Annotated in this window: 21 protein-coding genes and 1 riboswitch; of the genes, 10 read left to right on the forward strand and 11 right to left on the reverse strand. The window is 68.4% G+C overall.

All coding sequences use genetic code 11. From position 1 onward, the window contains the following. Nucleotides 1-4: 4 nt before the first annotated feature. The 4 genes from mdtD to rplM all read right to left on the reverse strand — a co-directional run bounded on the left by mdtD (nucleotide 5) and on the right by rplM (nucleotide 2,921). Complete coding sequence (gene mdtD / locus ACTJLF_RS05930; protein ID WP_019656357.1) at nucleotides 5-1,429, reverse strand: multidrug transporter subunit MdtD; 1,425 nt, start codon at nucleotides 1,427-1,429, stop codon at nucleotides 5-7. Nucleotides 1,430-1,529: 100 nt separating this feature from the next. Then, complete coding sequence (gene erpA, locus ACTJLF_RS05935) at nucleotides 1,530-1,895, reverse strand: iron-sulfur cluster insertion protein ErpA (RefSeq protein WP_019656358.1); 366 nt, start codon at nucleotides 1,893-1,895, stop codon at nucleotides 1,530-1,532. Between the two features lie 189 nt (nucleotides 1,896-2,084). Next, complete coding sequence (rpsI, locus tag ACTJLF_RS05940; RefSeq protein ID WP_019656359.1) at nucleotides 2,085-2,477, reverse strand: 30S ribosomal protein S9; 393 nt, start codon at nucleotides 2,475-2,477, stop codon at nucleotides 2,085-2,087. Nucleotides 2,478-2,489: 12 nt separating this feature from the next. Next, nucleotides 2,490-2,921, reverse strand: coding sequence for a 50S ribosomal protein L13 (rplM, locus tag ACTJLF_RS05945; protein ID WP_019656360.1), 432 nt, complete (start codon nucleotides 2,919-2,921; stop codon nucleotides 2,490-2,492). A 197-nt stretch (nucleotides 2,922-3,118) separates the two neighbouring features. Between rplM and ACTJLF_RS05950 the strand changes: the two genes are divergently transcribed. Next, nucleotides 3,119-4,072: a 23S rRNA (adenine(2030)-N(6))-methyltransferase RlmJ gene (locus ACTJLF_RS05950; protein ID WP_145761399.1), complete on the forward strand. Its 954-nt coding sequence runs from the start codon at nucleotides 3,119-3,121 to the stop codon at nucleotides 4,070-4,072. Between the two features lie 28 nt (nucleotides 4,073-4,100). Here ACTJLF_RS05950 and ACTJLF_RS05955 read toward each other — a convergent pair whose 3' ends face one another. The 4 genes from ACTJLF_RS05955 to ahcY form a co-directional block, all read right to left on the reverse strand. Next, nucleotides 4,101-4,721, reverse strand: coding sequence for a septal ring lytic transglycosylase RlpA family protein (locus ACTJLF_RS05955; protein WP_019656362.1), 621 nt, complete (start codon nucleotides 4,719-4,721; stop codon nucleotides 4,101-4,103). Nucleotides 4,722-4,783: 62 nt separating this feature from the next. After that, a complete protein-coding gene (metF, locus tag ACTJLF_RS05960; protein ID WP_019656363.1) occupies nucleotides 4,784-5,608 on the reverse strand; it encodes a methylenetetrahydrofolate reductase [NAD(P)H] in 825 nt (274 codons plus the stop codon). Nucleotides 5,609-5,618: 10 nt separating this feature from the next. Then, on the reverse strand, nucleotides 5,619-6,404 hold the full coding sequence (locus tag ACTJLF_RS05965) for a TlyA family RNA methyltransferase (protein WP_440882674.1): 786 nt from the start codon (nucleotides 6,402-6,404) through the stop codon (nucleotides 5,619-5,621). Nucleotides 6,405-6,435: 31 nt separating this feature from the next. Next, nucleotides 6,436-7,875 (reverse strand): adenosylhomocysteinase, encoded by a 1,440-nt coding sequence (gene ahcY / locus ACTJLF_RS05970; protein ID WP_019656365.1) that lies wholly within the window; start codon nucleotides 7,873-7,875, stop codon nucleotides 6,436-6,438. A gap of 66 nt (nucleotides 7,876-7,941) precedes the next feature. Continuing rightward, nucleotides 7,942-8,010: riboswitch (S-adenosyl-L-homocysteine riboswitch) on the reverse strand. Between the two features lie 187 nt (nucleotides 8,011-8,197). On the opposite strand from ahcY, the gene ACTJLF_RS05975 reads away from it, so the two are divergent. The 9 genes from ACTJLF_RS05975 to ACTJLF_RS06015 all read left to right on the forward strand — a co-directional run bounded on the left by ACTJLF_RS05975 (nucleotide 8,198) and on the right by ACTJLF_RS06015 (nucleotide 17,278). Continuing rightward, a complete protein-coding gene (locus ACTJLF_RS05975) occupies nucleotides 8,198-10,276 on the forward strand; it encodes a hypothetical protein (RefSeq protein ID WP_440882675.1) in 2,079 nt (692 codons plus the stop codon). 155 nt (nucleotides 10,277-10,431) lie between these two features. Next, a complete protein-coding gene (locus ACTJLF_RS05980; protein WP_019656367.1) occupies nucleotides 10,432-11,082 on the forward strand; it encodes a hypothetical protein in 651 nt (216 codons plus the stop codon). A 168-nt stretch (nucleotides 11,083-11,250) separates the two neighbouring features. Then, the gene (gene phaP, locus ACTJLF_RS05985) at nucleotides 11,251-11,745 is read left to right on the forward strand and encodes a TIGR01841 family phasin (protein ID WP_019656368.1); all 495 of its coding nucleotides are present in this window, start codon (nucleotides 11,251-11,253) and stop codon (nucleotides 11,743-11,745) included. Between the two features lie 43 nt (nucleotides 11,746-11,788). Next, entirely contained in the window at nucleotides 11,789-12,709 is a 921-nt protein-coding gene (locus ACTJLF_RS05990) for an alpha/beta fold hydrolase (RefSeq protein ID WP_440882676.1), read from the forward strand. Between the two features lie 51 nt (nucleotides 12,710-12,760). Next, the gene (locus ACTJLF_RS05995) at nucleotides 12,761-13,204 is read left to right on the forward strand and encodes a hypothetical protein (RefSeq protein ID WP_440882677.1); all 444 of its coding nucleotides are present in this window, start codon (nucleotides 12,761-12,763) and stop codon (nucleotides 13,202-13,204) included. Further along, a complete protein-coding gene (locus tag ACTJLF_RS06000) occupies nucleotides 13,201-14,289 on the forward strand; it encodes an alpha/beta fold hydrolase (RefSeq protein ID WP_440882678.1) in 1,089 nt (362 codons plus the stop codon). Before ACTJLF_RS05995 ends, ACTJLF_RS06000 begins: the two co-directional genes overlap by 4 nt. Beyond that, nucleotides 14,286-14,900 carry a GNAT family N-acetyltransferase gene (locus ACTJLF_RS06005; RefSeq protein ID WP_126184785.1) on the forward strand — a complete coding sequence of 205 codons (615 nt, stop codon included), beginning with the start codon at nucleotides 14,286-14,288 and terminating at the stop codon, nucleotides 14,898-14,900. The genes ACTJLF_RS06000 and ACTJLF_RS06005 overlap by 4 nt, the downstream gene beginning before the upstream one ends. 80 nt (nucleotides 14,901-14,980) lie before the next feature. Continuing rightward, a complete protein-coding gene (locus tag ACTJLF_RS06010; protein WP_019656373.1) occupies nucleotides 14,981-16,609 on the forward strand; it encodes a peptide chain release factor 3 in 1,629 nt (542 codons plus the stop codon). 9 nt (nucleotides 16,610-16,618) lie between these two features. Beyond that, entirely contained in the window at nucleotides 16,619-17,278 is a 660-nt protein-coding gene (locus ACTJLF_RS06015) for an SIMPL domain-containing protein (RefSeq protein ID WP_126184786.1), read from the forward strand. 6 nt (nucleotides 17,279-17,284) lie between these two features. Here the strand turns inward: ACTJLF_RS06015 and ACTJLF_RS06020 are convergent, their stop codons facing one another. The 3 genes from ACTJLF_RS06020 to ACTJLF_RS06030 are packed head-to-tail and all read right to left on the reverse strand — an operon-like array spanning nucleotide 17,285 to nucleotide 19,946. Next, nucleotides 17,285-18,088, reverse strand: coding sequence for an ABC-2 family transporter protein (locus ACTJLF_RS06020; protein WP_132753426.1), 804 nt, complete (start codon nucleotides 18,086-18,088; stop codon nucleotides 17,285-17,287). Between the two features lie 14 nt (nucleotides 18,089-18,102). Continuing rightward, the gene (locus ACTJLF_RS06025) at nucleotides 18,103-18,954 is read right to left on the reverse strand and encodes an ABC transporter permease (RefSeq protein WP_132753424.1); all 852 of its coding nucleotides are present in this window, start codon (nucleotides 18,952-18,954) and stop codon (nucleotides 18,103-18,105) included. Then, on the reverse strand, nucleotides 18,951-19,946 hold the full coding sequence (locus ACTJLF_RS06030; RefSeq protein ID WP_126184789.1) for an ABC transporter ATP-binding protein: 996 nt from the start codon (nucleotides 19,944-19,946) through the stop codon (nucleotides 18,951-18,953). The genes ACTJLF_RS06025 and ACTJLF_RS06030 overlap by 4 nt, the downstream gene beginning before the upstream one ends. Between the last annotated feature and the right edge of the window lie 35 nt (nucleotides 19,947-19,981).

Genomic DNA, 19,981 nt, shown 5'->3' on the forward strand with positions numbered 1-19,981 from the left:
CGGGTCAGCCCTGGCCGGAAACCTCCGGCTGTGCCGGGTGCGGCGCGCGCACTTCTGACGGCAGATGCCAGAAGATCAAGGCAGAAGCGATCGTGATGAGCCCCATGGTCGCAAAGGTCGCCTGGAAGGCGTCCAGCGTGTGGGCCGGCGTGTCGGTGCCGAAGACGCCGTTGTAGCCCGCCAGCACCGCACCGGCGGCTGCCACGCCCATGCTCATCGCAAGCATCTGCACCATCGACAGCAGGCTGTTGCCGCTGCTGGCCATGCTGCCGTCCATGTCCTTCAGCGTGATGGTGTTCATGGCCGTGAACTGCAGCGAATTGACCGCCCCGAATGCCAGCAGCTGCAGCACGTGCAGCGCCATCGGCTGGCCCGGCGCCGTGAGCCCGAAGCTGGCCATGGTGCAGCCCACGAGGATGGTGTTGATCACCAGCACCTTGCGGTAGCCGTTGCGCCTGATCAGCGGGGTGGCGACGCGCTTCATGGCCATGCCGGCCAGGGCGATCGGCAGCATCATCAGCCCGGCGTGCACGGGCGAGTAGCCCATCGACACCTGCAGCAGCAGCGGCACCAGGAAGGGCATGCAGCTGCTGCCCAGCCGCGAGAACAGATTGCCGATCAGCCCGATGCTGAGCGTAGGCACGCGGAAGAGCGAGGGCGCGAAGAGCGGCTCGGGCGTGCGCGAGGCCCGCAGCCAGTAGCCGGCAATGCTCGCGAAGCCGAAGATCAGCACGACCAGCACGCCGCCCTGGCGCAGGCCCACGCCATCCAGCGCGAGCGAGATCGCCACCATGCCGAAGGCCAGCATCGCATAGCCCACGCTGTCGAAGCGCTTGAGCGTCACGCCGCGCAGATCGGGCATGTATTTGAGGGTGGCGATGCACCCGAGCAGGCCCACGGGCACGTTGATCAGGAAGATCCAGTGCCAGGAGGCGTACTGCACCAGCCACCCGCCCAGCGTCGGCCCCAGCAGCGGCCCGATGAGCCCCGGGATGGCCACGAAGCTCATCGCCTGGAGGAATTCCCCTCGCGGCACCGTCCGCAGCAGCGACAGCCGGCCCACGGGCAGCAGCAGCGCCCCGCCGAGGCCCTGCAGCACGCGCGCCGCCACCAGCTGGCCCAGGCTGTGCGAAAGCGCGCACAGCACCGAACCCAGCGCGAACAGCACGATGGCCGAGAAGAACACTCGCCGCGTGCCGAAGCGGTCGGCGATCCAGCCCGAGGCGGGAATCAGCATCGCCATGGTGAGCGCATAGGCCACCACCACCGACTGCATGCGCAGCGGGCTTTCGCCGAGGCTCGCGGCCATCGCCGGCAGCGCCGTGTTGATGATGGTGGCGTCGAGCGTCTGCATGAAGAAGCCGACGGCGACGAGCCACAGCAGGCTCTTGCGGACGGGATGTTCGGTGGCTTCGGCCTCGGAAGTCATGGGGGGCGGGCTGGGCAGAAAGAAGGGACGGGAACGAAAAAGCCGCCCGAAGGCGGCTTTCTTCTTCAGGCGGGCTGGGGGTTCAACGGCATCCGGCGGATCAGGCCGAGAAGCTCGAGCCGCAGCCGCAGGTGCTGGTGGCGTTCGGGTTCTTGATCACGAACTGGGCGCCCTGCAGGTCTTCCTTGTAGTCGATCTCGGCGCCGACCAGGTACTGGTAGCTCATCGCGTCGATCAACAGCGACACACCGTTCTTGGTCATGGTGGTGTCGTCTTCGTTGGTGATCTCGTCGAAGGTGAAGCCGTACTGGAAGCCGGAGCAGCCGCCGCCCTGCACGAACACGCGCAGCTTGAGGTCGGGGTTGCCTTCTTCGGCGATCAGGTCGGCCACCTTGGCTGCCGCGCTGTCGGTGAAGATGATCGGCTCGGGCATCTGGGTCTGGATGTTTTCGGCTACGGCGCTCATGGACTGATAACTCCTTGGGAGGGGGCCGGATGTGCGGCCAATGGGACGAATCCTACTGCAATGAGGCGATCTCGGCAGGCCATGGCCGGCTCGCACCCCATTGCAAGTGGGGTCGGAGCAACCTGGCACCAGGGCCTCCAATGAAAAAGCCGCCCGAAGGCGGCTTCTTGTTCGCTTGCAGGAAGCGGATCAGCGCTTGCTGAACTGCTTGCGGCGACGGGCGGAGTGCAGACCGACCTTCTTACGCTCGACTTCACGAGCGTCGCGGGTCACGTAGCCAGCCTGGCTCAGCACCGACTTCAGACCTGCGTCGTAGTCGATCAGCGCGCGGGTGATGCCGTGGCGGGTCGCGCCGGCCTGGCCGGATTCGCCGCCGCCGTGCACGTTGACCATCACGTCGAAGGTTTCGAGGTTGTTGGTCAGCGCGAGGGGTTGCTTCGCGATCATGATCGAGGTTTCACGGCCGAAGAAATCCTGGATGTCCTTGCCGTTGACCGTGATCTTGCCCGAGCCCTTTTTCAGAAACACGCGGGCGACGCTCGATTTGCGACGGCCGGTGCCGTTGTTCCATTCACCAATCATTCTCAAGGCTCCTTAGATTTCCAGCGTCTTGGGCTGCTGGGCGGCGTGCGGGTGCTCAGCACCACCGTACACCTTGAGTTTCTTGATCATCGCGTAACCGAGCGGACCCTTGGGCAGCATGCCCTTGACGGCCTTTTCCAGGGCGCGGCCCGGATGCTTGGATTGCATGTCGCGGAAGTTGGTCGCCGTGATACCGCCCGGGTAGCCCGAGTGACGGTAGTACACCTTGTCGATCGACTTGGCGCCGGTGACGCGCAGTTGCGATGCGTTGATGATGACGATGAAGTCACCGGTGTCGACGTGAGGCGTATAAATGGCCTTGTGTTTGCCGCGCAGACGGAGAGCAACTTCGCTGGCTACTCGTCCGAGGACCTTGTCGGTCGCGTCAATCACAAACCACTCGTGCGTCACGTCAGCGGGCTTGGCGCTGAACGTTTTGGTCATGAGTTTTCTCTTGCAAGAAGGTTTGGCGGGCCCTTTTCCACGGTCGGCGTTCCTCTGACGGGAATCTCTTAGGTGGGTTTCGAAGTCTTCGCCGCGGGACCACAAAAACGCTGCGAAGCCCACGATTATACGAAGAATGGCCCCACGCAGGCAAATTCATGCCTTGGCGGCCCCAACACCGTTACCATCCTCCCCCTATGTTCAGCTACCGCCACGCCTTCCATGCCGGCAACCACGCCGACGTGCTCAAGCACACGGTGCTGATTGCCACGCTCGACCACCTGCTCGAAAAAGAGGCAGCTCTGACGGTCGTCGACACCCATGCCGGCGCCGGCCTCTACCGTTTGGACGGCGACTACGCCGGCACTAGCGGTGAGGCTGCCGACGGCGTGCTGCGCCTCCTTTCCGACAGTAAAACGTCCGACAGCCCCGCCGCCCCGGCGAAGCCTGCTATCAAAAAAGCGGCAGCCGAGGCCGATGCCCCCTTGGCCGACGCCATCGCCCGCTACCTGGGCGTGATCGGCGACTTCAACCCCAAGGGCGGCGCGCGCGTCTACCCCGGCTCGCCCTTCATCGTGCAGCACCTGCTGCGCGACCACGACAAGCTCAAGCTCTTCGAGCTGCACCCCACCGACGCGCGCACGCTGGACGCCAACATCGCCCAGCTCGAGGCCGGCCGCCAGATCGCGGTGCTGCGCGAGGACGGTTTCGGCAGTGCCACCAAGTTCCTGCCGCCGCCGTCGCGCCGCGCGCTGGTGCTCATGGACCCCAGCTACGAGATGAAGACCGACTACGGCCGCGTGCTCGACTTCATGGCCGAGGCGCTCAAGCGATTCGCCACGGGCACCTACGCGGTCTGGTATCCGATCATTCCGCGGCCCGAGGCGCACGACCTGCCGCGCCGGCTCAAGACAATGGCGACCAAGGCCGGCAAGTCGTGGCTCCACGCCACGCTGACGGTCAAGTCCAGCAAGATCACGAAAGACGCCGCATCGGGCGCGACGCACCGGCCGGGCCTGCCGGCCAGCGGCATGTTCCTGATCAACCCGCCCTACACGCTGAAGCCGCTGCTGGCGGCCGCGCTGCCGCAGCTGGTGCAGCGCCTGGGCCAGGACCGCAACGCCGCCTTCTCGCTCGATTCGGACGGCTGAGCAAGCCGCCCTTGTCGCATCTGCCTGCCTACTTGCGGCGGCGGGGCGGCACCACGGCCTTGCGCCGCGCCGGAGCCGGCGCACGCGCCCGCTGCTGCGGTTCGCTCGAAGCGACGGGCGCCGCCGCATCGCCGGCCTCGACCGGCAGGCCGCCGCAGCGCATGCCGTCGCGGTCGATCACCGTCAGCGCCACCTGCTTGATGCCCAGCCCCGTCAGGCCGATCCGGTCGGCCGCCGCGCGGCTCAGGTCGATGACGCGTCCCGCCGAATAGGGGCCGCGGTCGTTGATGCGCACCAGCACCTCGCTGCCGTTGACGAGGCTGCGCACGCACACGCGCGTGTTGAATGGAAGCGTCTTGTGGGCCGCCGTCATGGCGCTCATGTCGAAGCGTTCGCCGCTGGCGGTCTTGCGCTGGTGGAACTGGATGCCGTACCACGAGGCGCCGCCGCGCTCGAAAATTTCGCGCGGCCCGTCGTCGGGAATACCGTCGTCCGGGGCCTGCTCGCCCATGCCTGAGACGGCGAGGTCATAGCGCACCGCCGGCACGCTGGAGCGCGCGGCAGCGCCCGGAGGTACCGCGATGGCGCGAGGCAGGGGCAGCAGCTTCGTCCCGTCACCGCCGCCTTCGGCGTCGGTGGCAGGCGGCATGGCGCATCCCGCAAGAACGCAGGTCGCCGCGACAAGCGCCGCCCGGAACCCCGCGCGCCCTCTCAATCGAGGCGCTCCAGCACAGCCAGCGTGGCCGCCGACTGGTTCATCGTGTAGAAGTGCAGCGCCGGCGCTCCGCCTTCCTGCAGGCGCGCGCACAGGTCGGTGACCACATCGAGGCCGAAGGCCTTGATCGACGCCGTGTCGTCGCCGAAGCTCTGCAGCCGCAGGCGGATCCAGCGCGGGATCTCTGCGCCGCAGGCGTCCGAGAAGCGCATGAGCTGCGTCGAGCTCGTGATCGGCATGATGCCCGGCACGATCGGCGTGTCGAGCCCCAGCTTGCGCACGTCGTCGACGAAGCGGAAATACGCCTCGGGACTGAAGAAGTACTGCGTGATCGCCGAGTCGGCGCCCGCCTTCACCTTGGCGGCGAAGGCCTGCAGATCGGCCTCGGGCGAGCGGGCCTGCGGGTGGATCTCGGGGTAGCAGGCCACCTCGATGTGGAAGTCGCGGCCGGTCTCCTCGCGGATGAAGCCCACGAGGTCGCTCGCATACTGGAACTCGCCGCCGATGCCGTAGCCGCTGGGCAGGTCGCCGCGCAGGGCCACCAGGCGCTTGACGCCCATGGCCTTCAACTCGGCGAGCTGCTCGCGCACGGTGGCGCGCGTGGCGCCGATGCACGAGAAGTGGCTCGCGGCGTCCACGCCTTCGGACAGGATCTCCTGCACCGCACCGAAGGTGCCCTGGTGCGTGGAACCGCCCGCGCCGTAGGTGACCGAGCAGAACTGCGGCTTGCGCGCATACAGCTGCTGGCGCACCGCGCGCAGCTTGACCGCGCCTTCGGGCGTCTTGGTCGGGAAGAATTCGAAACTCAACGGAAGGCGCACCTGCGTCTCCTTAGGAACCGCTCGCCTGAACAGCGCGAACGGCGTGAATGAAAAACTCGCGGTTGCCGTCGCCCCCGGCGATCGGGCTGTCGAACCACTGCAGCACCCGCAGGCCGAGCGCCTCGCAGGCATCGCGCAGGCGCTTCTCGACCACCGCGTACAGCGCGTCGTCGCGCACGATGCCGCCCTTGCCGATCTGGCCCGGCTGCAGCTCGAACTGGGGCTTGACCAGCATCAGCAGGCGCCCTTCATCGGCCATGAATCCGACGACCGCCGGCAGCACCAGCGTGAGCGAGATGAACGACAGGTCGCCCACGATCAGGTCGAAGCGGGGTCCATCTTCATCGCCTTCTTCGCCGAGATCGTCGGCCGACAGCGCACGCGCATTGATGCCCTCGATGGCCACCACGCGCTCGTCCTCGCGCAGCCGCGCATGCAGCTGTCCGTGGCCGACGTCGACGCCCACCACACGGGCGGCGCCGCGCTGCAGCAGGCAGTCGGTGAAGCCGCCGGTCGACTGGCCCACGTCGAGGCACAGCCAGCCGGCCGGGTCGATGCCGCTCGCCGCCAGCGCGCCCTCGAGCTTGAGCCCGCCGCGCGAAACATAGCGCGCTTCCGCCGCATCGACCAGTTCGAGCTCGGCAGACTCCGGCACGTCGTCCTTGTTCTTGACGACATTGCGCCAGGCGTCGCCCGAGCCCGCGTCACGCCAGCGCAAGCCGCCGGCGATGAGCCGCACGGCCTGCGAACGCGACGCGGCCAGGCCGCGCTCCACCAGCAACTGATCGGCGCGCATGCGCTGCTGCGGCTGTCGCTGCCACCCCCGCTCAGTAGCGGTAGGTGTCCGGCTTGTAGGGGCCGTTCTTGTCGACGCCGATGTAGGCGGCCTGCACGTCGGTCAGTTCGGTCAGCATGGCACCGACCTTCTTCAGGTGCAGGCGCGCGACCTTCTCGTCGAGGTGCTTCGGCAGCACGTAGACCTTGCCGGCCTGGTAGGCGTCGGGCTTGGTGAACAGCTCGATCTGCGCGATGGTCTGGTTCGCGAACGACGACGACATCACGAAGCTCGGGTGGCCCGTGCCGCAGCCCAGGTTCACGAGACGGCCCTTGGCCAGCAGGATGATCTTCTTGCCGTCGGGGAACTTGATGTGGTCGACCTGCGGCTTGATCTCTTCCCACTCGTACTTCTCGATCGAAGCGACGTCGATCTCGTTGTCGAAGTGGCCGATGTTGCAGACGATGGCCTGGTCCTTCATGGCGGCCATGTGCTCGTGGCGGATCACGTCGCGGTTGCCGGTGGTGGTCACGAAGATGTCGGCCTTGTCGGCGGCGTATTCCATCGTCACGACCTTGTAGCCTTCCATGGCGGCCTGCAGGGCGTTGATCGGGTCGATCTCGGTCACCCACACCTGCGCCGACAGCGCGCGCAGCGCCTGGGCCGAGCCCTTGCCCACGTCGCCGTAGCCGGCCACGCAGGCGACCTTGCCGGCGATCATCACGTCGGTGGCGCGCTTGATGCCGTCCACCAGCGACTCGCGGCAGCCGTACAGGTTGTCGAACTTGCTCTTGGTGACGGAGTCGTTCACGTTGATCGCGCGGAACAGCAGCGTGCCCTTGGCGGACATCTCGTTCAGGCGGTGCACGCCGGTGGTGGTTTCTTCCGTCACGCCGATGATCTCGGCCGACTTGCGGGTGTACCAGGTGCCGTCGACGGCCAGCTTGGCCTTGATGGCGGCGTAGAGGATGCGCTCTTCCTCGCTGGTCGGGTTGGCGAGCACGCTCTGGTCCTTCTCGGCGCGCTGGCCCAGGTGCATCAGCAGCGTGGCGTCGCCGCCGTCGTCCAGGATCATGTTCGGGCCTTCGCCCTTCGAGCCCTTGGGGCCGAAGTCGAAGATGGCGTGGGTGTAGTCCCAGTAGTCCTTCAGCGACTCGCCCTTGATCGCGAACACCGGCGTGCCCTTCTCGGCGATGGCGGCGGCGGCGTGGTCCTGCGTCGAGAAGATGTTGCACGAGGCCCAGCGCACCTGTGCGCCGAGCGCCTGCAGCGTTTCGATCAGCACGGCCGTCTGGATCGTCATGTGCAGCGAGCCGGTGATGCGCGCGCCCTTCAGCGGCTGCGACTTCGCGAACTCCTCGCGGATGGCCATCAGGCCGGGCATCTCGGTTTCCGCGATGCGGATTTCCTTGCGGCCCCAGGCGGCCAGGGACAGGTCGGCGATCGCCTGGTCGGCGGTCGAAACGGGGGTGGGCTTGAGAACAGCGCTCATGGGAACTCCAACAAAACTGGTTTGAAAGATGCCGCCGGATACGGGAAATGGGCTCACCGCAAGAACAGCGGGTGAGCGTCGTTGCGGTATGTGGTCCGAGCCTCACGCCTGACGGCGCTGCAACGCTCCTCGGAGGGGCGGATTGTAGACGGGGCGACCGGGCGCGCCAATGCCGCGGGATTTGGCCGCGCCGCAGCTGCCGGGGGGCTGACATCCGGCGTCCCCGGCCCCGTGTTGACCTTTGGTTACGATTCTCCCGGGCTCGGTCCAGGAGCCGGCCGGCGCCCTGCCGGGCCCATTCAAAAAGAGAGGGAAGCGTCACATGAGGATGGAAAAAAGACATCTCGCAAGCCTGGGCCTCGTCGCCCTGCTGACAGCTTGCGGAGGGGGCGGCGGAGGCTCCGGCGGCGGGCTTTCGCTGGGAACCGGCGGCAGCACGAAGCCGGAAGCGCCCGCGGCGGCAGCCAAGACCACGGCCGATGCGCGCAGCGGCAACTACCGCGTCTACGCGGCCAACGGCACGCAGCAGCAGCTCTCGGTCGACTTCGACGCCGGCAGCTACACCATGACGGACAACCTCGGCGTGGCCGAATCCGGCACCTTCGCCGAGGACTTCACCGAGCCGGGCACCTACGTGTTCGCGAGCAGCCGCATCGCCACCGCGGCCAACACCTCGCGCTTCCGCGTGACGAGCGACACCATCGTGGGCGCGTTCCCGTTCCAGACCGCGTACTCGAGCCCCGCTGCCTACGCCGCGCAGCCCTTCGTGGCGGCGCGCGACTTCGTCACCACCGCGGCGCTGATCGACGGCACCTACAACCGCTTCAGCGTCACGCGCAGCCCCGGCGGCGCGCAGGACTCGACGATCCTGTCGATGCGCCTGTCGGGCAGCGGCACTGTGCTGGAGTTCTGCAACGACGCCATCGTCTACAGGATCGACCTCTGCCCCGCCGCCTCGAAGCGCACCTATGCGGTCACGCCGGGGGTCGACGACGCCTGGGTCGCGACCAACGTGGCCAACAGCAGCGACGTCGCCAACTTCCGCGTGGCGCGCATCGGCGGCCAGAACGTGTACCTCGGCGCAGGCGTCAGCGTCTCGCCGGCCCAGCAGTTCTTGCGCATCGCCCTGCCCGAGTCGTCGAGCTGGCCCACCACGCGCGGCATCGGCTCGTCGACCACGGGCAGCTGGGGCACGAACCTGATCAGCACGACCAGCACGGTGCGCACCTCCACCGGCACCGACGATACCTACGGCACCCTGACGATGCCGGTGGACAGCACCGCCTACGCGAACCAGCCCCTGGGCATCCGCGGCGTCAACTTCACCGGGGCGAACAAGTACTTCGCGATGCAGGCCGGCGAGCTTTCGGTGCTGGTGGGCGCGCGCAGCAACACCGCCACGCAGGGCTACATCCAGCTCAACCTGATCGACAACGGCGCCACGCCCGACGCACGCAACGGGCGCTACAAGGTCTACGCCACCAACGGCTCGCGGCAGACGCTGGCGCTGAACGTCGACAGCAAGCGCTACGAGATGACCGATGCCGCCGGCACCGTCGCCTCGGGCAGCTTCGCCGAGGACACGGCCGAGCCGGGCAGCTTCATCTTCGCGAGCAGCCGCATCACGGGCGCCGCCAACACGGCACGCTTCCGCTTCACGACGGATACGGTGGTCGGCGCGTTCCCGTTCGCGGTCGCGCAGGTCACGCCCGAGAGCTACGCCGTGCGGCCTTTCGTGGCATCGCGCGCGCTGGTGAAGACGCAGGCTGCGCTCGACGGCACCTACAACCGGCTGGGCATCAACATGACGGCCACCGGCGGCGATTCGTCGATCACCCAGATCCAGATCGCCAACGGCGGCACCGTGCTCTACCTGTGCAACGACAACGTGATCTACCGGATCGACAACTGTCCTTCCGCATCCGTGCTGACGTACACCGTGTCGGCTGGCACCACCGTGGACACCTGGCGCATCGTGAACGTGGCCAATCCGTCGGACAACGGCACCTTCGCGGTCGCGCGCGTCGCAGGCGAGAACATCTACCTCTCGGCCGGCAACGTGGCGTCCACGCCCCCGAGGTCGGTGTTCCGCATCGGCCTGCCCGAACGCGCCACATGGCCCACCGTCATCGCGCGCGGCGGCGCCACCATCGGCGGCTGGGGCAGCACCGGCATCGACGCGTCTTACTACACGCGCACCCAGACGCTGCCCGACGGCACCAGCGCCACGCTCAACGCGTCGCTGGCTCCGATGGGCACGAACGGCCCGCTCAACATGCGCGCGGCGACCTTCATCGGCCCGAACTACCACTTCGCGAGCCAGAGCAGCAAGCTCTTCGCGATGGTCGGCTCGCGCAACCCGGCCACGGCCGGCGCGATGGAGATCGGCCTGATCGACTGACGCCGCGGGCGCTTCGCCCTGAAAGCCAGGAAGGCCGCATGCCGCATCGCGTGGCATGCGGCCTTTTTTCGTTGCTCATTCAGGCCTAAGACGGCCGCCTGCACGTTTCGCCGGCGCGACGTACATTGGCCGGCCCACAGCCCCTGAAAGCCAACATGCAGATCCACTCCTCCAGCACGCCCAGGACCTTGCTCGCAGCCCTTGCTGCAGCCGTCGGCCTGGCCGCCGCCCTGCTTCCGGCGGGCGCGTCCGCCCAGAACGCCGACACCGTCCGCATCCGCGGCACCCTCGTGCGCGTCGATGCGAACACCCTGGTCGTGCAGGACCGCAGCGGCGAGGTCGTCTCGCTCGCCCGGCCCGCCGGCCTGCCCGTGTCGGAGGTCTACCCGATCAAGCTCTCGGACATCAAGCGCGGCAGCTTCATCGGCACCGCCGCCATGCCGCAACCCGACGGCACGCAGAAGGCGCTCGAAGTCGTCGTGTTCCCCGAGGCTGCGCGCGGCACGGGCGAGGGCCATCGTCCCTGGGACCTGCTGCCCGAAAGCACCATGACCAACGCCACGGTCGCAGACCTGGCCGCGGCGCCGAAGTCGGTGCGCGGCGGCCAGCAGCTGCACCTGACCTACAAGGGCGGCGAGAAGACCGTCGTGGTGCCGCCCGACGTTCCGGTGGTCACCTTCCGGCCCGGTACCGACGCACTGCTGGTGCCGGGCGCACGGGTGCTGGTGAATGCGCAGGAGAAGAACGGCACGCCCACCGCGCTGCGCGTGACGGCCGGGCGCAACGGCTTCGCGCCGCCGATGTAGGAGTGAAGGCGGGCAGCGAAGGCGGCACGCACCCAAGGGAAATCCCGCAGGCATTTTTGCGGCCGCGGTGAGCTCCGGCGCGCCGGCGCGGCGTATCGTGGCGAGGGTTTCCGGCCGCCGGGCCGGTCCCTCCCTACCAACGTCCACCGTCACAGGAGATTCCGCACCATGGCCACTGCCAAGAAAGCCGCCGCCAAGAAGACCACTGCCAGCAGCAGCACCGCCAGCGCGAAGAAGGCGGCGCCCGACGTCGCGGACATGCTCAATCCGCTGAAGGGCATGGCCGACCGGCTGCAGGGCCTGAACCTGACCGGCGGCGCCGGCAAGCTGCTGGAAGCGGGACGCAAGGACCTCGCGGCGCTGATGGAGGCCAACGAGAAGTCCTACCAGGGCCTGCAGACCGTCGTGCAGCGCCAGACCGAGATGATCAAGAGCGCCATCTCCGAATGGCAGGCCGCCGCCAAGGAGATGCCGGGCAAGGACCCGAAGGAGAACCTCGCCAAGCTCGACGAACTGGGCCGCCAGTCGTTCCAGCGCGCCATCGACGACATCAAGGAGCTGGCCAACCTGGCGGCCAAGTCGCAGGCCGATGCCTTCGACGTGGTGCGCCAGCGCATCCAGGCGAACGTCGACGAAGTGACGAAGATGCTGCAGCGCAAGTGAGCCGGCAAGAGACAGCTCCGACGGACGGCCTCCGCGCGCAGCCATGACTGCAATTCCACCGCGCATCGAGCACCGCACGCGCGCCAACGGCATCGAGCTGGCCTGGGACAGCTTCGGCGACCCGGCCGCCGAGCCGCTGCTGCTGGTGATGGGCCTCGGCGCGCAGATGGTGGCCTGGGACGACGCCTTCTGCGCCCGGCTCGCCGAGGCCGGCAGGCACCGCGTGATCCGCTTCGACAACCGCGACATCGGCCATTCGACGCACCTCACGCTGCTGGGCGTGCCCGACATCCAGGCGCTGATGGCGCAGGCGGTGGCCGGGCTTCCGCTGCGGACGCCTTACGACCTGCGCGACATGGCGGCCGACTGCGTCGGGCTGCTCGATGCGCTGGGCATAGAGCGGGCCCACGTCGTGGGCGCCTCGATGGGCGGTGCCATCGGGCAGGAACTGTGCATCCACCATCCACAGCGGATGCTGTCGTTCACCAGCATCATGTCGAGCACCGGCGCGCCGGGCCTGCCGCCGCCCACGCCCGAGGCGATGGCGGTGCTGTTCTCGCCCGCGCCGACCACCTTCGCGGCCTACCAGGCGCACTACGCGAAGGTGTGGCGCGTGCTGCGCGGGCCCGGGAGCTTCCCGCTCGACGAATCGCGCGACGCCGAGAAGGCGCAGCTCGTCTTCCTGCGCGGGCTCAACCCGGCCGGCGTGGCGCGGCAGCTCGCGGCCATCCTCGCCTCCGGCAACCGCAAGCCCGCGCTGCGCAAGGTGCGCGTGCCCACGCTGGTGGTCCACGGCGACGACGACCCGCTGGTTCCGGTGGCCTGCGGCATCGACGTGGCCGATGCGATCGCAGGCGCGCAGCTGCTGCGCATTCCGGGCATGGGGCACGCCCTGCCGATCCCGATGTGGCCGCAGATCATCGACGCCATCGCGGCGCACACGGCGAGACACGCCGGCACCTGAAACGGCTGGGACACGAGCGACGAGGCGACAGACAAGAAGGGAGCATCCGCCATGACGAACAAGTTCTCCCCCCTCGACCCGATGGCCATGTGGCGCGAGCTCACCGCCCAGTGGGAGAAGAGCACCAACGAGTTCGCCAACGAGACCATGGCCTCGGACCCGTTCCGACAGGGCATGCACGGCGGCATGAACGCCTCGTTCACCGCGCAGAAGGCACTGGGCGACCTGATGGCGCGCTACCTCGCGATGCTGAACCTGCCCACGCGCGCCGACCTGCAGGTGCTGGGCGAGCAGCTGCAGCGCATCGACGACCACCTGGCGCGCATCGCCCGTGCGGTGGAAGCCGGCCCCTCTGCGGCCGCTGCATCGGCCAAGGCGGCGCCGGGACCGCGCCGTACCCGGCAGCCGCCTGCGGCCTCCATGACCCCGACATCGCCGCCAGTGCCGAAGGCGCCGGCCCGCACACGCAAGCCCGCAGGAAAGCGCTCGCCATGACCGCCGGGGCAGACAACACATTCGCCCTGCCCGACATCGCGGTCGACATGGCCGCCGAGATCGAGCGCACGATCCAGCGCAACATCAAGGGCCTGGATTTCCTCACCACCGCCGCGCCCGCCGTGGGGCAGACGCCCAAGGACGAGATCCACCGTCGCGGCACGCTGAGCCTGTACCACTACCGGCCGATGGCCGACGAGATCTACCGAGTGCCGCTGCTCATCGTGATGGCGACTACCAACCGCGGCTACATCCTCGACCTCGCGCCGGGCCAGAGCATGGTCGAGCACCTGCTCCTGCGCGGCTACGACGTCTACATGATGGACTGGAACGCGCCGCGCCCGCAGGAGAAGTACCTGCGCATCGAGGACTACGTGCTCGACTTCATCCCCGACTCGATCCGCCGCGTGCAGGAGCGCTCGGGCGAGGCAGACGTCACGCTCGTGGGCTACTGCATGGGCGGCGTGCTCTCCACGCTCTATGCCGCGCTGCACCCCAGCGGGCCGATGAAGAACCTCGCACTCTTCACCACGCCCGTCGACTTCAGCCGCATGAAGCTGTTCCATGCGTGGTCGGACCGCCGCTACTTCGACGTCGACCGCCTCGTCGACACCGTGGGCAACGTGCCGCCCGAGATGCTCTTCACCTCCTTCGACATGCTGCGCCCCGCCGGCCGAAGCGCGGGCATGGTGCAGCTGTGGGACAACATGGACAACGACGAATTCGTCAAGTCGTACCGCATGTTCGACCGCTGGGGCAACGAGATGCTGCCGCTGGCCGGCGAGTACTTCCGCCAGACCGTCAAGGAACTCATGTGGGGCAACAAGCTGCACAAGGGCGAGCTGGTGATCGGCGGACAGAAGGTGCGGCTGAAGAACATCCGGGTGCCGGTGCTGCATGCGCTCGCGCAGCACGACCACATCGTTCCGTATGAGGCCGGGCAGCCGCTGGTGGCCGGCATCGGCTCCACAGACAAGGAGGAAGTGGTGCTCAAGGGCGGCCACGTCAGCCTCGCCGCCGGGCCCAACGCGGTGCGCCGGCTGTGGCCCAGACTCGACGAATGGCTTGGAGTGCGATCGACATGAGCATCACCACCGTGACCGACTCCTTCTCGCGGACCTACCCGCGCACCGTGACCAGCAGCGAGGGCAGCATCGTCCTGCGCCTGATGGCCGCCGAAGACGCCGATGCCGTGCTCGCCTTCGCACAGGCATTGCCGGCGCACGACCTGCTCTTTCTGCCGCGCGACATCACCCAGCCCAAGGTGATGAACGCCTGGGTGCGCGCCATCGAGCGCGGCGACATCGACAGCGTGCTCGCGGTGCGCGAGAAAACCGTGCTCGGCTGCGCGGCGGTGATCCGCGATCCGCACTCCTGGTCGAGCCACGTCGCCGAGCTGCGCGTGCTCGCCGCGCCCGAGCTGCGAGGCAGCGGCCTGGGCCACAAGCTCGCGCGCGAAGCCTGCGCGCTGGCCATCGAGCGCGGGGCCGAAAAGCTCGTCGCCCGCATGACCGTCGACCAGCGCGGTGCCATCGCCGTCTTCCAGGCCCTGGGCTTCAAGCCCGAGGCGCTCCTGAACAAGCACGTGAAGGATCGCCAGGGGCTGGCGCACGACCTCGTGGTGCTGAGCCAGGACGTGGCGCGGTTCGAGGCACAGATGCGGGCGTATGGGATGGGCGAGGCGCTGGGGAGCTGAAGCGCCCCTGGCACGGGGGCGGAGGGGCCGCAAGCCGCCAGCCTTTTAAAATCGCGGATTCCCCCCGCAGATTGCCCACCTTGTCTTTCGTAGCCGAAACCCGCCGCCGCCGCACCTTCGCGATCATTTCCCACCCTGACGCCGGCAAGACCACGCTGACCGAAAAGCTGCTGCTTTTCTCCGGCGCGATCCAGATCGCCGGCTCGGTGAAGGCGCGCAAGGCCTCGCGCCATGCCACATCCGACTGGATGGAGATCGAGAAGCAGCGCGGCATTTCCGTGGCCTCGTCGGTGATGCAGATGGTCTACCGCGACCACGTCATCAACCTGCTCGACACGCCCGGCCACAAGGACTTCTCGGAAGACACCTACCGCGTGCTCACCGCCGTCGACTCGGCGCTGATGGTGATCGACGCGGCCAACGGCGTGGAAGCGCAGACGCGGCGGCTGATCGAGGTTTGCCGCCAGCGCGACACGCCCATCATCACCTTCGTCAACAAGATGGACCGCGAAGTGCGCGAGCCGCTGGACATCCTCGACGAGGTGGAGCGCGAGCTGGGCATGCCGTGCGTGCCCATGACCTGGCCCGTGGGCCAGGGCAAGAGCTTCCGCGGGATCATGAACCTGCGCACGCAGGCGATGACGGTGTTCGAGTCGGGCAGCGAGCGCCTGCCGCAGGACTTCGAGACCATCCCGCTTGCCGAGCGCGACACGCTGGTCAAGCGCTTCGGCGCCGACTTCGAGACCGCCATGGAGAGCATGGAGCTCGCCACCGGCGCCTCGCCCGCCTGGGACCGCGAGGCCTTCCTGGCCGGCAAGCAGACCCCCGTGTTCTTCGGCTCCGGCGTGAACAACTTCGGCGTGATGGAGGTGCTCGACGCGCTGGTCGACCTGGCGCCCTCGCCGCGCTCGCGCATCAGCACCACGCTGGTCAACCGCCAGCCGGTGACCAAGGAGATCCAGCCCGAGGACAAGGACTTCGCGGGCGTGGTCTTCAAGGTGCAGGCCAACATGGACGCCAACCACCGCGACCGCATCGCCTTCGTGCGCATGGCCTCGGGCAAGTACACGCCGGGCATGAAGCTGAAGGTGCAGCGCACCGCCAAGGAACTGCGCCCCACCAGCGTCGTGACCTTCATGAGCCAGCGCCGCGAGGCTGTGGAAGAGGCCTACGCGGGTGACATCGTGGGCTTCACCACCCACGGCGGCGTGCAGCTGGGCGACACCATCACCGATGGCGCCAGCCTGCAGTTCACCGGCCTGCCCTTCTTCGCGCCCGAGCTCTTCATGACCGTGATCCTGAAGAACCCGCTGCGCACCAAGCAGCTGCAGCAGGGCCTGGCCCAGCTCGGCGAGGAAGGCGCGATCCAGGTGTTCCGCCCCGAGATCGGCGGCCCGATGCTGCTGGGCGCGGTCGGCCAGCTGCAGTTCGAAGTGGTGCAGCACCGCCTGAAGGCCGAGTACGACGCCGACGTGCGGCTCGAAGGCTGCCAGTACACCGGCGCGCGCTGGATCACGGCCGATACGCCGGCCGAGCTGCGCGAGTTCGTCAATGCCTACCCGCAGCGCATGGCCAAGGACGCGGCAGACACGCTGGCCTTCCTGTGCACATCGCCCTACGACGTGCGGCTGGCGCAGGAGCGGTTTCCGAAGATCCACTTCCATCCGCTGCGCGAGCATGCGGGGCTGGCGCTGCAGAGCGCGGGCTAGAGAGCCGTCATGGAAACCTTTATCCAGGTCGCAGGGCTCGGTGATTTGATCGAACGGGTCACCGAGCAGCGAGCCACATTGACGATCACAGTCAAGGCCTCGAAGACCGAGGTGGCGTTGGCCGAAGCGACGAGCCTTCGCAATGACACGATCCGGACGCTGAAAGAGGCCGGCCTCACGTCCGACGAGATCACGGAAGGCGGGCGCGACGCCTGGCAGCCTTGGTATCTCAAGCGCAGCGTGGGCCAGGAAGTGGCGCACCGCGTGCTGATCGCCTGCAAGGAGACGCGTCGTCTCTATCAGGCACTCGACGCCCTCGAACCGCTGTTCACGAACTCCCGCTACACCATGGGCGTCGACATGCAGCAGCCCCGCTTCGAAGCACAGGAAGGCGCGGAAGCCGAGGCACGGATGGCCGCCATCCGGCATGCGCGCGGCAAGGCGCTGATCCTTGCGAAGGAAGCGGGCGTCACGCTGGGTGCAATCGCACAGGTGGAAGAACTCGGTTCGCAGGCGGACAACTCGGGTGCCTATGGCGACCACACCTGGGCGTACGCCGGAGGCGCCGCGGCATCGGCTTCCGGCAGCCCAGAAAGCGACTTCGAGGAACTGGCCGGAGCAAAGCGGACCCGCACCCTGCGCTACCGCGTGCGCTTCCTGATCGGCTGAAGCTCCTCAGCTCCCCGTCGACGCATAGCGGCGCAACCCGAAGCGCCACACCCCGAACGCCGCCGCCAGGAACACGAACCCCACGAGCGGCGACACCAGCCCCGCCCACGCCGGCGCCCCCAGCGGATCGGTCTTCCCCAGGATCGCCAGCACGGGGTAGTACGCCACGCAGGCCAGCGGCACGATGAAGGTCAGCACGCGCCGGAACCAGCGCGCATAGAGCGCCAGCGGGTACTGCGCGGCCTGCACGCCCCCGTAGGTCAGCACGTTCGCGATCTCGAGGCTCTCGACGGTCCAGAAGGCCAGGGTGCCCTGCAGCACCAGGATGCCGAGGAACAGCGCCACGCCGCCCGCGATGGCAAGCAGCGCGATGGCGATGGCGCCCGGCGTCCACGCGATGCCCGTCTGCTGCGTCGCGAAAGCCACCATCGCCAGCCCCTGCAGCAGCCGGCCCAGTCGGCTGATGCGGAAGTCGTTGCCCATCAGCTGCAGCGCGAGCGGACGCGGGCGCAGCAGCAGGCGGTCGAAGGCGCCGGTGCGCAAAAACTCGGTGCCGAGCAGGTCGAAGCCGCGGCCCAGCGCATCGGCCAGCGCGAACATGCAGTTCACCAGGCCGTAGAACAGGGCCACCTCGCCGATGCGCCAGCCCTGCACGTCGCCGAAGCGGTGGAACAGCGCCCATACGGCGATCACCTCGATACCAGTGCCGAGGAACTGGCCGACGGTCAGCATCAGCGCCGAGGCCGGGTAGCGCGCCTGGCCGCCGAGGGAAGCGCCCACCAGCCGGAAGAAGAGCGGAATCGATCCCATCGCCCTCACCACCTTCATCCGCCCTGCACCTGCAGGCCGCGCATGGTACGGCTCATCGCCATGTGTCCCAGCGCCACGAGCACCGCGATCCAGAAGACCTGCAGCCCTAGCCCGCCGATGGCCTGCCAGCCCTGCAGCTGCCCGAAGTACAGCCGCGCCGGAATGTCCATCAGCCCGGCCAGGGGCTGCAGCAGCAGCGCGGTCTGCCAGCCGTCGGGCAGCATCGCGAGCGGCAGCAGGTTGCCCGAGAACACGATGACCACCGGCGTGGCGACCGCACTGATGCCGCGTTCGTTGAGCGCGGCGGTGGCCGCCACGTTCAGCAACATCACCATCGACGTCGACAGCAGCAGCGCCAGCACGGCCGACAGCACGAACGCGAGCCCCGCCGCCACGCCCGCCGGGAGCTGCCATGCCCACTCGCCCAGGCCGAGCAGCGGCAGCGCGACCATCGCGAAGGCCGCCATCAGCGCCACGCGCGGCAGCACGCGCGCGGCGATCCAGCCGGCGCTGCGCGCGAACCACAGCGCGTAGGCGTCGACGGGCCGCAGCCGATCGTAGGCGACTGCGCCGGTGCGAACGGCCTGCGCCACTTCCGGATCGCCCAGCCAGGGCAGCAGCACGAGCAGCCCCTGGGCGAGCCAGGTGTAGGTGATGGCCTGGGCGAGCGACATCGACGTGCTGGCTCCCGTCGTGGCCGCATGGCCGTAGAAGGCCGCGAACACCATCACCTTGATGCCGCCCCACCAGCACTGCGTGGCGAAGCCGGCGAGCGCGGCGGTGCGGTACTGCAGCATCTGCAGGAAACGCGATGCGAAGGCCGCGAGGTACGGGCGCGCAAGATCGCGCGGGCTGGCCGCCGTCATGCCTCTGCCGCCCCGTGCATGGCGTAGAAGCGCGCGATGACGGCTTCGATCGCCAGCCCTTCGAGGCGGATGTCCTCCACCGGGTGCGCGGCGGCGATGCGCGCTATGAGCGCTGGCGCCGCGGTCTGCGATGGATCGAAGTCGAGCACCAGCGTCTGGCCGTCGCGCGAATGCACCCTGGCGCCGGCCACTTCCACAGGCAGTTCGGCACCCTGCGCGAAATCGACGACGAGGCGGCGCTCGGCCATCACCTGCGCGCGCAGCGCCTCGACCGGACTGTCGGCCAGCACGCGGCCGTGGCCGATGATGATCACGCGGCGGGCCAGCGCCTCGATGTCGTGCATGTCGTGCGTGGTCAGCAGCACCGTGGTGCCGCGCTCGCGGTTGGCACGGCGCACGAAGTCGCGCACTGCGAGCTTCGAGGGCGCGTCGAGGCCGATGGTGGGCTCGTCGAGAAAGAGGATGTCGGGCTCATGCAGCAGCGCCGCCGCGATCTCCGCGCGCATGCGCTGGCCCAGCGAGAGCTGCCGCACCGGCTGCGCGAGCACGCGCTCCAGGTTCAGCAGCGCCACCAGTTCGTCGCGCGTGCGGCGGTAGCGCGCGGGCTCCACGCGGTAGATGTCGCGCAGCAGGTCGAAGCCGTCGCCCACGGGCAGGTCCCACCACAGCTGCGTGCGCTGGCCGAAGACCACGCCGATGCGCGCCACGTGGCGCTCGCGGTCGGCGAAGGGGTCGCGCCCGTCGATCTCCACGCGCCCGCCGTCGGGCCGCAGGATGCCCGAGAGGATCTTGATGGTGGTCGACTTGCCCGCGCCATTCGGCCCGATGAAGCCCAGCAGCTCGCCTCGCTCCAGCGCGAACGACACGCCCGACAGCGCCTCCACCGTGCGATGGCGGCGCTGCACGAGGCCGCGCAGCGCACCGATCACGCCAGGGTCGCGTTCGGAGATGCGGTAGGTCTTGCGGAGGTCGTCGACGAGGATGTGGGGCATGGAGGGCGCCGCACCGGCCTCCATGGCACGGCGGG

The organism is Variovorax sp. 22077, from assembly GCF_052044195.1.
GTDB classification, from domain to species: domain Bacteria; phylum Pseudomonadota; class Gammaproteobacteria; order Burkholderiales; family Burkholderiaceae_C; genus Variovorax; species Variovorax atrisoli.

Excerpts from the sequence above, each read along its gene's own strand:
- mdtD (WP_019656357.1), bottom strand. The coding sequence starts at position 1,429 with ATGACTTCCGAGGCCGAAGCCACCGAACATCCCGTCCGCAAGAGCCTG.
- erpA (WP_019656358.1), bottom strand. The coding sequence starts at position 1,895 with ATGAGCGCCGTAGCCGAAAACATCCAGACCCAGATGCCCGAGCCGATC.
- rpsI (WP_019656359.1), bottom strand. The coding sequence starts at position 2,477 with ATGATTGGTGAATGGAACAACGGCACCGGCCGTCGCAAATCGAGCGTC.
- rplM (WP_019656360.1), bottom strand. The coding sequence starts at position 2,921 with ATGACCAAAACGTTCAGCGCCAAGCCCGCTGACGTGACGCACGAGTGG.
- ACTJLF_RS05950 (WP_145761399.1), top strand. The coding sequence starts at position 3,119 with ATGTTCAGCTACCGCCACGCCTTCCATGCCGGCAACCACGCCGACGTG.
- ACTJLF_RS05955 (WP_019656362.1), bottom strand. The coding sequence starts at position 4,721 with ATGCCGCCTGCCACCGACGCCGAAGGCGGCGGTGACGGGACGAAGCTG.
- ACTJLF_RS05965 (WP_440882674.1), bottom strand. The coding sequence starts at position 6,404 with ATGCGCGCCGATCAGTTGCTGGTGGAGCGCGGCCTGGCCGCGTCGCGT.
- ahcY (WP_019656365.1), bottom strand. The coding sequence starts at position 7,875 with ATGAGCGCTGTTCTCAAGCCCACCCCCGTTTCGACCGCCGACCAGGCG.
- ACTJLF_RS05975 (WP_440882675.1), top strand. The coding sequence starts at position 8,198 with ATGAGGATGGAAAAAAGACATCTCGCAAGCCTGGGCCTCGTCGCCCTG.
- ACTJLF_RS05980 (WP_019656367.1), top strand. The coding sequence starts at position 10,432 with ATGCAGATCCACTCCTCCAGCACGCCCAGGACCTTGCTCGCAGCCCTT.
- phaP (WP_019656368.1), top strand. The coding sequence starts at position 11,251 with ATGGCCACTGCCAAGAAAGCCGCCGCCAAGAAGACCACTGCCAGCAGC.
- ACTJLF_RS05990 (WP_440882676.1), top strand. The coding sequence starts at position 11,789 with ATGACTGCAATTCCACCGCGCATCGAGCACCGCACGCGCGCCAACGGC.
- ACTJLF_RS05995 (WP_440882677.1), top strand. The coding sequence starts at position 12,761 with ATGACGAACAAGTTCTCCCCCCTCGACCCGATGGCCATGTGGCGCGAG.
- ACTJLF_RS06000 (WP_440882678.1), top strand. The coding sequence starts at position 13,201 with ATGACCGCCGGGGCAGACAACACATTCGCCCTGCCCGACATCGCGGTC.
- ACTJLF_RS06005 (WP_126184785.1), top strand. The coding sequence starts at position 14,286 with ATGAGCATCACCACCGTGACCGACTCCTTCTCGCGGACCTACCCGCGC.
- ACTJLF_RS06015 (WP_126184786.1), top strand. The coding sequence starts at position 16,619 with ATGGAAACCTTTATCCAGGTCGCAGGGCTCGGTGATTTGATCGAACGG.
- ACTJLF_RS06020 (WP_132753426.1), bottom strand. The coding sequence starts at position 18,088 with ATGGGATCGATTCCGCTCTTCTTCCGGCTGGTGGGCGCTTCCCTCGGC.
- ACTJLF_RS06025 (WP_132753424.1), bottom strand. The coding sequence starts at position 18,954 with ATGACGGCGGCCAGCCCGCGCGATCTTGCGCGCCCGTACCTCGCGGCC.
- ACTJLF_RS06030 (WP_126184789.1), bottom strand. The coding sequence starts at position 19,946 with ATGCCCCACATCCTCGTCGACGACCTCCGCAAGACCTACCGCATCTCC.